Here is a 14,939-nt window from a genome sequence, read left to right as displayed (position 1 = left end):
GCCATTTTAATTGCATTTTTTAACAATGATTGGAGCGTACCTTTAATTGAGCGAAGCATCACTACTCATGAGTGAACAGACATTAGAGGTTTACACAAAAACCATAAAAAAGGGTTAAACGCATCCACGCATAACCCCCAATTAACTAACCGTATAAAATCTAATTCTTATTGTACAAAATTTGCAAGGTACGTTTGTTATAAAAATCGGTAGGTGCAAAGCCTTCACTAGCTTTTGCCCCAACAATACCACCTACTGTAAAAGTTGCAGCAAGCGTACAATTTTCATCATAGTATTTAAAAGTGCTGGAGCAGTCTTTGCAATTCAATTTTTCTTTGGGCACAGCATGTTCAAAATGATACAAGATTTGGTCTTTGATGCTTACTTGCAAAACACGCACAACGCCAGCTTTATTTAAAGAATCTACGTTGGCAATTTTCATTTCAACACAAGTAGGCACAGGTGGTAATTGTTTTCTTGGTTTTAAATCACCATAAGCACCCTTGCCAAGCTCTAGAGCATTATAGCCATAGTTGATATGTGCCATTGGACCGCGGCCCATTACAAAACTGGCAATTTGGTTGCAGTTGTTGTCGTAAAAAACAGTCCCGTTTGGACAATCCATGCATTGTCGTTTACTTGTAATAGCAAACTCATAAACAACCCTGTTGCCCTTTAAATTTATTTGCCTAACAAACTTTATTGTGGTTAGGTCGTTCGCTTTATTTAAATTTTTAATGCAAGTTGGTAGTTCTTGTGCAAGACTAATATTGCCAGTCAACAAAAGCAGTAGACTAAATAGATTTAATATTTGCTTTTTCATGATAATATGTTTTAAGATGAAGTAGACTTGATTTATATTCTTTACTCAAACCTATGGACGTAACTCCTAAAAATTTATGCTAATGATTGGATAATGTGTTTCAGTGAGTAGGGCCTAGGTAGGGATGAGCAAAGTTTGTATAGATTATTTGGGTTTTGGTACTACTCGAAAAAGTGTTTAATGATTAAGGGGGATAGATATGTTGTGTATTAAAAAATGGGATATCTAGCCGCACTTTTATTGTTTTTTTTAAGGCGTTGAGCGAATGGGTAGTTTAAATGAGTGAACGCATCATCTGGGTTAGTTTAACTTAAGGATACTTGCTTTATTTATATGTTATTTTGAAAGACGTGATAAATCGCTCAATTTATAAAACATAATTGTAATGAAAGTAAGCAAGTTTTTAAAAGGAAAAATAATTATCCTACTAGTTATTTTTGTTTTTACAGCTGAAAGTTCTGTCATCTACGCACAAGATACAACTACATTGCAGAAACAGTTATTATTGGTTAAAACAGACACAGCTAGAGTAAAAATACTTAATGAACTTTGTAATCTGTTAGAAAATACAAATCCTAACAGGGCATTAAAATATGCTGAGACAGCTTATAAGTTAGCCAAAAAGGAAAAATATAAAAAAGGTGAAGCTAGAGCACTCATTAACATGGGAGCAATACAGATGTATTTAGGTGAACCTAAAAAGGCATTAAAAACGAACCAGTCACTTTACCAACTATGTAAACTAATGGGTGATAATGTGGGCATGATATCTAGTTTAAATAATATTGCTGCCGTTTACCAACGTGACAGCAAATCTACTGAAGCGGCAAAATACGCTTTCATCGCTTTGCAAACTGCTGAAAAACATAAAGATAATAGTCTAATTGCCATTTGTTTAATAAATATTTCGACATTGTTTACACAACAACGAGATTTTGAAAAAGCCATTGCTTATGCAAAAAAAGCACAACTAGTTTTTAAAAAAATAAATGAACCAGAAAACGAAGCTAAAAATCTTGAGGTTTTAGGTAACGCTTATGCTTTTAATGGCAATATAGAAAAAGCTAAACCATATTACTTAGCAGCATTAAAACTTTACCAGCAAACGGGAAATGAAATGGGCAACGCTGTTATTTATACACAATTAGTAGATATTTTCTCTGATGAGCCACTTAAACAGATTGAATATCTTCAAAAGGCTAAATTAATTTGGGAAAAAATTGCTCCACACCATATCAATGCAATTGCTAATACTGGAAATTATGGGTTTACACTCTTTCAAATTCTGAAAGATCCCGATAAACTAAAAATCGTTGAAGGAAAATTAGGTTTAAGCAAAAAGCAGATGCTTATTGATGCAGAAAATTATTTTAAAAAAGGCATTAAACTTAGCAAAAAAATTGGACATACGGAACTCATTTCTATGCTAACTATAGAATATGCTAAGCTATGTGAGTATAAAAGAAATTATAAAGATGCTTTATCTAATATTAAATTACATTATCAAGTACAAGACTCCCTATACTCTCAATCAAATAAAAACAAAATTGCCGAATTGGAAGCTCAATTTGCTTTCCAAAAAAAGGAAGACAAATACAAGCAGCAGCAGGCGCTTTCTAAAATTAAAACACAACAGATTTACCTTTACGCTGGCTTAGCGATTATAGTGGTGATTGCCATATTCCTTTACTTCTTAAATCGATATAGAATTGGTCAGTTACGATTAAAAAATAAACTTCAGAAAAGAGATGCAGAAGAGCAAGCAAAGGAATTATTGCATCAAAGCAAATTGTTAGAAAGTGAATTGAAAGCCATTCGTTCTCAAATGAATCCGCATTTTATTTTTAATGTACTTAATTCTATCGAGGCCTATATAATAGATAATGATAAGTATACGGCTTCGAGGTTAATACAAAAATTTGCCGCTCTTAGCAGATTAATATTGGAGAACTCAACCAGAAGTTTGGTTACTGCAGACAGAGAATGGAAGGCATTAAAGCTGTACACTGAACTGGAAGCTATGCGCTACAACAACGCTTTCAGCTTTAATTTCGAAGCTGATGAAAGTTTGCATTTAACAACATTACTCTTGCCACCAATGCTTATTCAGCCATTAATTGAAAATGCCATTTTACACGGTTTGATTGTTAATCCAAAACCTGGTGCGCATTTAGAAGTGCAACTTAAAAAGCATGAGCAGGGAATTTGTATCACTGTTGAAGATAATGGGAATGGCTTGGAGCATCAACCTGTTACGAGAACAAAAACAGGCGTTAAAGAAAAATCTATGGGGTTGGCATCTATAAAAGAAAGAATTGCCATGATCAATGCTCAAACAAATAACTACTTGGCGAGTTTTAAAATTATGCCTCGAGCAGAAGGTGATGGTACTTTTGCTACAATTCACCTCCCAAATTTTGATGGTACTGTGGTCTAATTACCTTAAATGAGCAATGATGTACACTTGATGACTTTTGATTAATCTAAGTTACCATTGCACATAGAGTTTCGATCTCAGCAGCGGACGCAGGGTGGGACTACTAAGATTTTTGCCCATCATGCCTTCAGCTTTTTTAGTTGTACAATTTTCCGACTTCTTTTGTAACTTGCGATATTAGTTTTAAAACACGGTAATAATAAAGTTGAAGAGACATTAGCTGCTTATAAAAAGCTGACTCAGTTATCTAGTTCTTATATGGAATACTTCATATTGTAGGAAGGCTAATGAAAACGAACATCATGCTGAAATTTAAATTTGTCCTCAAATTGTTTGATATGGATGTGATAGACAGCAGATCAATTTGGTATCATCAATTTAAAAAGTACCAAAAATTAACAGAAGATACAAATAAGAATTAAATGAAATACCTAATTGCCCCATCCATACTATCGGCAGATTTTGCCAATTTACAAAGTGATGTAGAAATGATTAATCAAAGTGAAGCCGACTGGTTCCATGTAGATGTGATGGATGGCGTTTTTGTACCTAATATTTCTTTTGGTTTCCCTGTAATGGCTGCGGTTAAAAAATATGCAACTAAACCTTTGGATGTTCATTTGATGATTGTCGAACCTGATAAATTTATTCCCGAGTTTGCCAAAGCAGGTGCAGATCGAATTACGGTTCATTACGAAGCTTGTACACATCTGCACAGAACTATTCAGCTCATTAAGGCATCTGGATGTAATGCTGGCGTTGCGTTAAATCCGCATACACCGGTTACACTGCTGCAAGATGTAATTGAAGATTTAGATTTGGTGCTTATTATGTCGGTTAATCCTGGTTTTGGTGGACAAGCGTTTATCCCAAATACTTACAAGAAAATTCAGGATTTGAAACGACTGATCCATGGCGTGAACGAAGATTTAATTATTGAGGTTGATGGTGGCGTTGGTTTGCAAAATATCGCTCATTTAGTATCAGCAGGCGCTAACGCTTTCGTGGCAGGAAATGCGATTTTTGCAACAGAAAACCCGACTGAAACAATTGCAAAGATGAAACAACAGACAATTGATAGTATAAGTATTTAATTGTTTATTCTTAAATTGTTTCAGCGATTTTTCTTCAATCTTGATACCTGATACGTTTATCTTGATACTAACTAATGCTCAAACTTCAGCTATTCTTTTTCTTTCTAATTTCTGGTTGCAGTTTAGCTGTGGCACAGCCATTAGTTAGGATTTCTGGAGTAGTTTATAACGAGGAAAAACTTCCATTATCGCAGGTAACCGTAATTGTTCAAGGTCAGGCACAATCTACTGTAACTGATGAACAAGGCGTTTACACGATCTATTCAAAATCGCGGACGTTTAGTATTAAATATTCTTTGCTTGGCTACCAGCCACAAACTTTAAAATTTAATGAACGTTCGGGTGCAAGGATTACACAACAGGTGAATTTAGTTGCCAATAGTAATGAATTAGAACAGGTAAACATTACGAACAAACAAAACCAGTTGAGTAATACCACTACGATTAATATAGCCGATATTGCTTCAATGCCACTGGTTTCAGGGAATTTCGAAACCATGCTAAAAACCTTACCCGGTGTTTCTACGAATAATGAATTGAGTGCACAATATAGCGTCCGAGGCGGAAATTTTGATGAGAATTTAATCTACATCAATGACGTAGAAATTAACAGGCCTGTCCTAATCAGAAATGGGCAGCAGGAGGGATTAAGTTTTATAAATTCTGAACTTGTGAGTAAAGCAAAGTTTTCTGCCGGAGGTTTTGAAGCCAAGTACGGAGATAAGCTTTCTTCGGTATTAGATATCCGATATGATAAACCAGATAGCAATCAAACTATTTTAAGCACCAGTTTTTTGAACACTTCATTAACAGCTAAGCGGATATTTAAACGTAGTTTCTTGGTTGCAGGTTTGAGGTATAAGAATAATTCCAGCGTTCTAATTAAGCAAGACGAAAAGGGGAGCTACAATCCCAATTTTGCTGATGCGCAGTTGCTGTATCAATATGACTTTTCATCAAAATTTAATATAAGTATTTTAGGAAACTTAAATCTTGGTCAGTTCAAATTAGAACCGACTAACCGCGAAACTCAGTTTGGAACTTTAAATACCACATTGCGTTTAAATGTAGACTATACAGGAAAAGAAATTGATGACTACCAAACCGTAGGGACAGCCGTTACTGCAACTTATTCACCAAAGCCCAATCAGGTCATTAAGTTTATCAACAGCTATTTTAATACTGTCGAACGTGAGCGTTTTGATATTAATGGTAGTTATATTTTCGATGAAGTTGACAATAGCTTTCCTATCGAAAACTTTGGACCAGTAAGTAAAAACAAAGGCATTGGTAGTTATTATAATTATGGTCGTAATAGTTTAAATACGCAGATTTTTGCTTCCGAAATTAAGGTTGACCAAAATTTCAACAATCACGTATTTTCCTGGGGACTGAAGTACGATCAATCGAAATATAATGACAGATTGAACGAGTACAATTATATTGATTCAGCCGGATATATTTTGCCTAACAATTCTAAAAACGTTGTATTGCAGAATGTAATTAATGTAGAAAATAACATCGATATAAAAAATTATAGTGCTTATATTCAGGATAGTTATTCGCTTTCAGATTATGCCGAACTTCAGCTGGGCGCTCGTGCAACTTATAGCTCGCTAAGCAAGCAGATGCTAATTAGCCCCAGAATGCTAATTGCGTATCGCCCCAATTCAAATAATAAAATTTTGAGGTTCACTGCTGGTGTATATAAACAGCCGCCATCATACCGGACCATTCGTGATTTTACAGGGAAGTTGAATATTACTCAAAAAGCACAAAGTTCTTACAATACTTCTGTAGGATATGATTATGCCTTCGATGCTTTTGGAACACGTTTGAAATTTACCTCCGAAGCATATTTTAAATATTCAGATAGGTTAATTCCTTATAAAATTGATAATTTGAGGATTAAATATTTGGCCAACGAAGTTTCGAAGGGTTATGCATACGGGGCAGATTTTAGCATCGGCGGCGAGTTTGTAAAGGATTTAGTTTCTTACTTCCGCATGTCGATAATGCAGGCAAATGAAGATATTGTTGGAGATAGTTATGTACAAAATGAAGCGACGGTTTTTCCTGGTTTTTTGAAAAGACCTACAGACCAAAGGCTTAATTTTTCAATTTTCTTTCAAGATAAATTACTTAACAGCCCAACTTATAAAGTACACCTAAATGCACTATATGGGTCGCGTTTGCCAATTGGTCCGTCGCAAACCCCAAGGTATTCAGATAAATTTTATATTCCATCTTACAAACGGGTTGATATAGGTTTTTCAAAAGATTTTTTAGATGACGCGGCTTTGCACAAACCAAAATTTCTTGATCGGAATTTCAACTCCGTTATCCTTTTCTTCGAGGTATTCAATATGCTGAATATTGATAATACCGTTTCTTATTTATGGCTTAAAGATGTAGATAATGTGCAGTACGCCATTCCTAACTATTTAACAGGCAGACAGTTTAATCTGAAACTGATTGTGAAGTTGAAGAATTGAACAGGATTTAAGGATTATTGGATTTTAGGATTTGTAGTTTTTTATCAAATAGAATTGGCAAAAGCCAAATATGATGTTTGCATTGATAACTATCCGAAGAACTTCCAAATTAAGTTATCTAAACCCGACAAAAGCGTAAATACTTTTGATCAAGCCATTAAAGGTTTTAAAACCTTTAATGGCTTGAAAAAGATTGCAGCGATTGGCGGGACTGCACTATCAAAAGAACCACTGCTTTTCCTTTTCAAATTATAAATAAATTGATAACTGTAGATTAAACGTTTTTAATTACAAAAGCCTTAATAAAACACTAAAAATCGTTTGGTTTTTTAACAAAATTTAATTTTTTATGATACGATTTTGTGGGCATAACTGCTTTAAAAATTTTACATTTACGGCCATAAAACATTATATAATAAGATGAAGCATAATTTCGGCGCAGGCCCTTGTATTTTACCTCAAGAAGTGTTTAAACAAGCTGCACAGGCAGTTTTAGATTTTAACGATGGATTATCGATTTTAGAGATTTCGCACAGAACAACCGAATTTGAGGCAGTTGTTGCTGAAGCAGATAAATTGGTAAAAGAGTTACTAAATGTGCCATCGGGTTATTCCGTTTTATTTTTACAAGGCGGTGCAAGTTTGCAGTTTGCTATGGTTCCGATGAATTTATTGGGCGATGGGCAAACGGCAAGTTATTTGGATTCTGGCGTTTGGGCAACCAAAGCCTTAAAAGAAGCCAAATTTGTAGGTAATGTTAATGTTGTTGCATCATCTAAAGATGCCAATTATACTTTCATCCCTAAAGATTTTGAAATACCTGCTGATAGCGCATATTTTCATTACACTTCCAACAATACCATTTACGGAACAGAACTTTTTAAAGTACCTGAAACAAATGTTCCGATAGTTTGCGACATGTCATCTGATATAATGAGCCGAGTTATCGATGTTTCAAAATTCGATTTAATTTACGCAGGTGCGCAGAAAAATGTTGGTCCGGCGGGCTTAACTATTGTGATTGTAAAAGATGAAATTTTGGGTAAAATCGATCGCAAAATTCCATCAATGCTAAACTATCAATCGCATATTGATAACGGTTCGATGTATAATACACCTCCTGTTTTCTCTATCTATGTTGCTTTATTAAATCTTCGTTGGTTAAAATCAAAAGGTGGCGTAGCCGAAATTGAAAAAGAAAATAAGCAGAAAGCCGAAGCACTTTACAGGGAAATTGATCGTAACCCACTTTTCAAAGGCACTTGCGCAGTAGAAGATCGCTCTAAAATGAATGTTTGTTTTGTAATGGAAAACGCTGAACTGGAGAAGCCGTTTTTGAAATTTGCAGAGGAGCAAGGTATTGTTGGTATCAAAGGACACAGAAGTGTTGGAGGTTTCCGTGCTTCAATGTACAATGCACTACCAATTACTAGCGTACATGCGCTAATTGACGCAATGCAATCATTCGAAGAAAAACAAGCAAAAATAAACTAGTTTAAATTGTAAATGAATTGATTCTCTTTTAAACCTGAGCAGTCAATTTAATCAGTGAATTCATATTATGATTAAAATATTAGCAAACGATGGGATAGACCCAATCGGAAAAGAATTATTAGAAAAAGCCGGTTTTCAGGTTGATACAGAAACCATTCCTCAAGATCAATTGGCTGAAGCGCTAAAAAATTATGATGCCATTACTGTTCGTAGTGCAACAAAAGTTAGAAAAGAATTAATTGATGCTGTTCCAAATATTAAATTAATTGGTAGAGGTGGAGTTGGGATGGATAATATTGATGTAGAATATGCTCGTAATCAAGGTGTTGCTGTTGTAAATACTCCTGCTGCATCTTCTTTATCAGTTGCTGAATTGGTATTTTCTCACTTATTTACCGGCATCAGGTTTTTGCAAGATGCTAATCGTAAAATGCCGGTTGATGGTTCAACTCAATTCAACAACCTTAAGAAAGCTTACGCAAAAGGAACTGAATTGAGTGGTAAAACTATTGGGATTATCGGTTTTGGTCGTATTGGTCGTGCTACTGCTAAAGTAGCTTTGGGTTTAGGGATGAATGTTTTAGCTTATGATTTATATCCGTCAGAATCTGAAATTACTTTAACTTTTCAAGGCGGACAATCAGTGAGTATCCCGATTAAAACAGTCTCTTTAGATGAAGTAATTGCCGGAAGTGATTTCTTAAGCCTGCATACTCCATTTGCCGATAAACCAATTTTAGGTGCAGATGAATTTGCCAAAATGAAAAATGGTGTAGGCATTGTGAATTGTTCTCGTGGTGGAACCATTGATGAACCTGCATTGATCGAAGCTTTGGATTCTGGTAAAGTAGCTTTTGCTGGTTTAGATGTTTTTAATAATGAGCCGACGCCATTGGCTGAGATTTTAAACCATCCAAAAATTTCATTAACACCTCATATTGGTGCATCAACTAACGAAGCACAGGAGCGTATCGGTACGGAACTCGCGACTTTGATTATTGAGCATTTTAAGAAATAGTATGATTATCATTATGAGCTTGTCGAAAAGTTAATCGGGTTTCGACAGGCTCAACATGAAGTCTCTGTTAATCTAAAGCATTGGTTGTTACCCAATAACGATAGCCCAGAATTGCTTTTTGAATATTTGTTAATTTATTCGGATCTTTCTTATACAAGCTTGGCAAAATAACCTTATTAATTTTCGCTAAAACTTTAAACAGTCCTTTTTTCATAATATTTTAATTTTTTATTGAAAAAATAAAAACCACCTATCATTACCAAAAGAAGAAATACAATAATATAGGTTGATAAACTTTGGTTATTCTTTTTAGCTAAATCTTTAGCTAGTTCTTCGTTTTGATCCTGCAGTTTTTTAATAGTCTGCATGTAATTTTCCATTCGCTCTTGCGAATGATCTGCCACGGCAACCTTCTGTTGATTTTGCAGATCCTTGTAATCCATCAAAACTTTCAACTCCTTAAAGATATTATTATCAGTTAGTACTACCTGACGGAGAATTTCATTTGAATTTTTGATATCTTTTTTGGTTTGCCATCCGAAAATTCCGGTACGCTGATTTAAGCTTTCATCGTACTGACCAAATTTTGAGCTTCTTTCTTCAAGCAATGTATTAACCTTTACTCTTTGTGCAGCGTAGGCAGTGGTATCTTGCTGGGCAAAAGTTTGAAAACCTATGCAGAGAATCGCCAGGAGGTAAAAATATTTCTTCATGGAATATAAACGTAGAAAAGATAAAAGTTGTTTGAAACTTAGTTCATTGCCATAAGTTGATTGGTTTGGAAAAAGTTTCGTTATTCGGAGGTATGGAGCGATCTGATTCGCTCGTCGAAAATGGAATTAATAATGTTACTTTGTGCCTCAGCGTGACTGCTGTTTATGTTAGGCTGGTATATTATAATTTACTATTCTGGCTGCCAGACAAATTGACTACTACACCTAAGAATTATAGAACTAAACTTAAGGATGAAACTCAACCCTAACAATATCGCCAAGATGTAATCCTAAAAGGCCACTTGCTTTTCCCTTGTTTATTGCAATCTCCAGATGATTACTAATGCCGAACAGGCAAAGCTTTTCACCTTCCTGTACTTCATTGTAATGCCAGCTCAATTGAGTAATGGTTTCACTCTTTCTGAAATACAATGTAAAATCACGATTTTTCTGGATTCTGGTAAAAAGGTCTTTAGTGATATTGGTAATTACATTACAAAAAGTATCAATATAAACTACACTTCCCCGAATGATATCTCGCTCAATAACAGGATGAAGAAGCATCTTTTGCTCAATTTCTGCTACAGGTAAACCAATATCCTTTAGCTTACCTCCCTTGGCCAGATGCGTAGCCGCTTTCACAAAAATATCAACCAATGGAAAATGCAAATATTTCAAATCCTGCATGATATTTAGTTCCACAACATCTTCAGGAATATCATCAAAAAGCAAAGAGAAAATACCGTTATCTGCACCAACGAAGAAATGGTCGCGATGTTTAACGGCGATATATTTCGTGTTTTCACTGTAAACCGAATCGATACCAATTAAATGAACAGTATTTTTTGGAAAATATGGATAAGCATTTTTTAAAACAAATGCGGCATATGAGATATTGAAAGATGGAACTTCGTGGGTAATATCAACTAAATTAACATTAGGCATAAGACTTAACAGGCTACCTTTAAGAGCGCTCTGGTAAAAATCTTTCGAACCTAAATCTGTTGTTAAAGTAATTATCCCCATTAAAAATTCATTATTATTGCTTATTCTTGCGTAGAGGCATAAGCGTCTGCAAATATTCAAATTTTAATTAATATACCCCGATAACTTTTTAAAATACTATAGTTTGAACGAATTAAAATTAACTCTGGATACCGTAAATCCTGCTCACTTTTGGGGGGCAAACAACGAGAATTACGAAATGATTAAAGGTGCTTTCGCTAAGTTAAAACTGGTTGCGAGAGGTAGTGATGTTAAGGTTCTCGGTGATGAACAGGAACTTAAGGCATTCGAAGACAAGTTTAACCAGCTTGTTGCACATCTTGAGAAATATAGCTCTTTAACAAATAATGATGTCGAATCCATATTGGGTGCGAAGGCAAATGGTGTTGCAAAAAAAGATGTAGATCAACCAACCGGTGGAGGTGGAGAAGTAATTGTTTTTGGTACCAACGGATTGTTGGTGAAGGCCAGAACGGCTAATCAGCGTAGAATGGTTAGCAGTATTGCAAAAAATGATATTTTATTTGCCATTGGCCCGGCAGGTACAGGAAAAACATATACTGCAGTTGCTTTGGCAGTTCGGGCCTTAAAAAATAAGGAAATCAAACGTATCATTCTTACTCGCCCGGCAGTTGAAGCAGGAGAGAACCTTGGTTTCTTGCCGGGGGATCTGAAAGAGAAAATCGATCCATATTTACGTCCGCTTTATGATGCCTTGGATGACATGATCCCGGCGGAAAAGTTAAAATTCTATATTGAAAATAGGACCATTGAAATCGCACCTTTAGCTTTTATGCGTGGGCGTACCTTAGATAATTGCTTTGTAATTTTAGATGAGGCGCAAAATGCAACTGATATGCAGTTGAAGATGTTCCTGACGCGAATGGGTCCAACGGCTAAATTTATCGTTACCGGTGATGTGACTCAGGTCGATTTGCCTAAAAAGCAAATGTCTGGCTTGTTTAACGGATTAAGAATTCTTGAAGATATTAAGGGCATCGATATTATTTACTTGAGCGGTGAGGATGTTGTTCGACATAAATTGGTGAAAGATATCTTAAAGGCTTATGGAGATATTCAGTAAAGTCAGAAGGTTATAGTGAATAGTTTGAAGATAGGTTCCGGATTTAGCAGATGGAAAGTATTTGTCTAGATAACAATTTTAAACTTTCTTTTGAAAAGTTGCCGCATACAGTAAGGTTAATTGTTTTAAAAGATGGTGAAGAATGGGTTTGCAGGAAGGAAAAACTTGCAAACCTGTTTTCTTTTATCGAAGCTGATCAACAATTTCTTTTTAAAGGTAGACTTCAACTATTCAAAAGAGATGATGAAATAGTTGTACAGGTTAGAAATACAATTATTGGCACATTTTCCAATCAAACTTTCAAAGAAGCTTTAAACAAACTAAAATAGTTTAAGCTTCGTAGCTACTAAACTATGTGGTTTGACATCTGTATATTATCTGCCGACTTATGCCTTGCCGCATCTAAATTCCGACTTTTTTTTCTATTTTTATGCCCTCATGAAAGCACAAAAAGAAACCAATTTTAATTTTCCAAACCAAAGCAATTTCTATAAAGGTAAGGTACGTGATGTGTACACCATAGCCGATAAATTAATGGTGATGGTTGTATCCGATCGTATTTCAGCCTTCGATGTCGTATTACCGGAAGCCATTCCTTTTAAAGGTCAGGTACTAAATCAAATTGCTGCTAAATTTTTATCCGCCACGCAGGATATCGTTCCAAATTGGGTTTTGGATGTTCCAGATCCAATGGTGACCATTGGCCGTATTTGCGAACCTTTCAAAGTTGAAATGGTTATTAGAGGTTATCTTGCAGGACATGCGTGGCGTGAGTATAGCGCTGGTAAACGTTCTGTTTGTGGTGTTTCATTGCCTGATGGGTTAAAAGAAAACGATAAATTACCTCAGCCCATTATTACGCCAACAACAAAAGCATCCGTTGGCCATGATGAAGATATATCTAAGGAAGATATTTTAGCCAAAGGAATTGTTTCCATTTCAGATTACGAGCAATTAGAAAACTATACCCATGCCTTATATCAACGTGGAACTGAAATCGCTGCTAAAAGTGGTTTAATTTTAGTTGACACAAAATATGAATTTGGTAAGGCGGATGGTGTTATTTATTTGATTGATGAAATACATACGCCAGATTCATCTCGCTATTTTTATGCTGAAGGTTATGAGGAGCGCCAAAATGCTGATGAACCGCAAAAACAACTTTCAAAAGAATTTGTAAGGAAGTGGTTAATCGAGAATGGCTTTCAGGGTAAAGACGGTCAGGTGATTCCGGAGATGACGCCTGAAATTGTAAATTCGATTTCCGAGCGATATATCGAGCTTTATGAAAAAATCGTTGGCGAAAAATTCGTTAAAGCCGATGCTGATGCTATTGGAAATCGAATTGAAAGCAATGTTCTAAAGGCTTTGGAAACACTTTAAAATTTTATACATTAGTAAAACAAAGATTAGAAGAGATGAAATTTTCAGTTGATAAACATGATAAATATGTAACGCTGAAGCTTAAGGAGCCGAAGTTTACAAATGATAATTCTCCTGGTTTGAAATCTGAATTATATTTACTTAATGCTGAAGGATTTAAGAATATAATCGTTGATTTAAGTCACGTTAAAGAATGTACAGATGCGCAAGATTTAAGTTGCTTATTAGTCGGTGATAGGCTTTGTAAATCAGCTGGCGGTTTATTTATCGTAACTGGAATTAATGATGAAATTGCTCCGATTATAGAATTGTCAAACATATTTCAATCTGTAACGTTTGTTAATACACTAGAAGAAGCAACTGATTTCATCTTTATGGATGAATTGGAAAAGGAATTTAGAGGCGAAAGATAAATACATTTAAATAAAATTTAAGCCTCGTAGTTTCTAAAATCTACGAGGCTTTTTATATCCTACCATTATGAAATTTGAAGTTACCATTCTTGGCAGTAGCTCGGCTACACCTGTATTCAACAGGAATCCGTCGGCGCAGCTTCTAAATTGTAATGAAAAATTTTATTTGATAGATTGTGGCGAAGGTACGCAGCAGCAGCTTACCAAATACAACCTAAAAGCTGCTCGCATTGATTATATTTTTATCAGCCATTTACATGGCGATCACTATTTTGGACTCATCGGCCTACTTTCAAGTCTGCATTTAAATGGCCGCGTTAAGCCAATGCAAATATTCGGTCCAAAGCCATTACTCGAAATCCTCGAAATCCAGTTTAAATATTCAGATACCACCTTGAGGTATTCATTAGAGTTTTTTCCAGTAGAAGCAGATGAATCACGCCAGATTTTTGAAAATCAGGATTTAATTGTGAAGACAGTTGTCTTAAATCATCGCATTCCCACTACAGGGTTTATCTTTCAGCAAAAAAATAGACAGCGGAAGTTGATCAAAGAAAAAACTGATAATATACCGATGGTTTATTATACTGCCTTGAAAAAGGGAATGGATGTAGAATTACCAACTGGCGAGATCTTAAAAAGCGAAGATTATACTACACCAGCTGATCCGCCCAGATCTTATGCATACTGTTCAGATACCAAGTTTGATGAGCGTTATTTTGAAACGATTAAAGGCTGCGATACACTCTATCATGAAGCTACTTTTATGCATGATCTTCTCGATCGTGCGAACGAAACCCATCATACTACGGCTTTACAAGCAGGTGAAATAGCAAAGATTAATGGAATAAAGAAATTACTGATCGGCCATTTTTCATCCCGTTATAAAACACTGCAAATGCTTTTAGAGGAAGCGCAATCTGCTTTTGACAACACCGACTTAGCAGTAGAAGGAAGAACTTTCCAATTATAAAAAGATC

At 35.3% G+C, this 14,939-nt stretch carries 15 protein-coding genes; 11 read left to right on the top strand and 4 right to left on the bottom strand.

Annotation, left to right across the window (positions count from 1 at the left end; translation table 11 throughout):
• Positions 1 to 160: 160 nt before the first annotated feature.
• Positions 161 to 823: a hypothetical protein gene (locus EA772_RS18560; RefSeq protein ID WP_124914477.1), complete on the bottom strand. Its 663-nt coding sequence runs from the start codon at positions 821 to 823 to the stop codon at positions 161 to 163.
• Between the two features lie 385 nt (positions 824 to 1,208).
• Between EA772_RS18560 and EA772_RS18555 the strand changes: the two genes are divergently transcribed.
• The 6 genes from EA772_RS18555 (at position 1,209) to EA772_RS18530 (ending at position 9,361) form a co-directional block, all read left to right on the top strand.
• Entirely contained in the window at positions 1,209 to 3,260 is a 2,052-nt protein-coding gene (locus EA772_RS18555; protein ID WP_124914476.1) for a histidine kinase, read from the top strand.
• 422 nt (positions 3,261 to 3,682) lie between these two features.
• The gene (gene rpe / locus EA772_RS18550; protein WP_124914475.1) at positions 3,683 to 4,354 is read left to right on the top strand and encodes a ribulose-phosphate 3-epimerase; all 672 of its coding nucleotides are present in this window, start codon (positions 3,683 to 3,685) and stop codon (positions 4,352 to 4,354) included.
• A 74-nt stretch (positions 4,355 to 4,428) separates the two neighbouring features.
• Positions 4,429 to 6,849: a TonB-dependent receptor gene (locus EA772_RS18545; RefSeq protein WP_124914474.1), complete on the top strand. Its 2,421-nt coding sequence runs from the start codon at positions 4,429 to 4,431 to the stop codon at positions 6,847 to 6,849.
• A gap of 54 nt (positions 6,850 to 6,903) precedes the next feature.
• Complete coding sequence (locus EA772_RS18540; protein WP_124914473.1) at positions 6,904 to 7,104, top strand: hypothetical protein; 201 nt, start codon at positions 6,904 to 6,906, stop codon at positions 7,102 to 7,104.
• 165 nt (positions 7,105 to 7,269) lie between these two features.
• Complete coding sequence (serC, locus tag EA772_RS18535) at positions 7,270 to 8,343, top strand: 3-phosphoserine/phosphohydroxythreonine transaminase (protein ID WP_124914472.1); 1,074 nt, start codon at positions 7,270 to 7,272, stop codon at positions 8,341 to 8,343.
• A gap of 67 nt (positions 8,344 to 8,410) precedes the next feature.
• On the top strand, positions 8,411 to 9,361 hold the full coding sequence (locus EA772_RS18530; protein WP_210405051.1) for a D-2-hydroxyacid dehydrogenase: 951 nt from the start codon (positions 8,411 to 8,413) through the stop codon (positions 9,359 to 9,361).
• Positions 9,362 to 9,428: 67 nt separating this feature from the next.
• Here the strand turns inward: EA772_RS18530 and EA772_RS22160 are convergent, their stop codons facing one another.
• From EA772_RS22160 to EA772_RS18520, 3 genes are all read right to left on the bottom strand, one after another.
• The gene (locus tag EA772_RS22160) at positions 9,429 to 9,575 is read right to left on the bottom strand and encodes a hypothetical protein (RefSeq protein WP_168187600.1); all 147 of its coding nucleotides are present in this window, start codon (positions 9,573 to 9,575) and stop codon (positions 9,429 to 9,431) included.
• Positions 9,556 to 10,074, bottom strand: coding sequence for a hypothetical protein (locus tag EA772_RS18525; protein WP_124914471.1), 519 nt, complete (start codon positions 10,072 to 10,074; stop codon positions 9,556 to 9,558). Before EA772_RS18525 ends, EA772_RS22160 begins: the two co-directional genes overlap by 20 nt.
• Positions 10,075 to 10,320: 246 nt before the next feature.
• Positions 10,321 to 11,100 (bottom strand): S-adenosyl-l-methionine hydroxide adenosyltransferase family protein, encoded by a 780-nt coding sequence (locus tag EA772_RS18520; protein ID WP_010602258.1) that lies wholly within the window; start codon positions 11,098 to 11,100, stop codon positions 10,321 to 10,323.
• 103 nt (positions 11,101 to 11,203) lie between these two features.
• On the opposite strand from EA772_RS18520, the gene EA772_RS18515 reads away from it, so the two are divergent.
• The 5 genes from EA772_RS18515 (at position 11,204) to EA772_RS18495 (ending at position 14,932) form a co-directional block, all read left to right on the top strand.
• Entirely contained in the window at positions 11,204 to 12,163 is a 960-nt protein-coding gene (locus EA772_RS18515; protein ID WP_010602257.1) for a PhoH family protein, read from the top strand.
• Positions 12,164 to 12,213: 50 nt separating this feature from the next.
• Positions 12,214 to 12,492 carry a hypothetical protein gene (locus EA772_RS18510; RefSeq protein ID WP_124914470.1) on the top strand — a complete coding sequence of 93 codons (279 nt, stop codon included), beginning with the start codon at positions 12,214 to 12,216 and terminating at the stop codon, positions 12,490 to 12,492.
• 109 nt (positions 12,493 to 12,601) lie between these two features.
• On the top strand, positions 12,602 to 13,546 hold the full coding sequence (locus EA772_RS18505; RefSeq protein ID WP_010602255.1) for a phosphoribosylaminoimidazolesuccinocarboxamide synthase: 945 nt from the start codon (positions 12,602 to 12,604) through the stop codon (positions 13,544 to 13,546).
• A 35-nt stretch (positions 13,547 to 13,581) separates the two neighbouring features.
• A complete protein-coding gene (locus EA772_RS18500; RefSeq protein ID WP_010602254.1) occupies positions 13,582 to 13,959 on the top strand; it encodes an STAS domain-containing protein in 378 nt (125 codons plus the stop codon).
• A 67-nt stretch (positions 13,960 to 14,026) separates the two neighbouring features.
• Complete coding sequence (locus tag EA772_RS18495) at positions 14,027 to 14,932, top strand: ribonuclease Z (protein ID WP_124914469.1); 906 nt, start codon at positions 14,027 to 14,029, stop codon at positions 14,930 to 14,932.
• Positions 14,933 to 14,939: the final 7 nt, after the last annotated feature.

The organism is Pedobacter sp. G11, from assembly GCF_003860265.1.
GTDB classification, from domain to species: domain Bacteria; phylum Bacteroidota; class Bacteroidia; order Sphingobacteriales; family Sphingobacteriaceae; genus Pedobacter; species Pedobacter agri.
The sequence above is the reverse complement of the archived record's forward strand: the minus strand, read 5'-3'. Positions and strand labels throughout refer to the sequence as shown.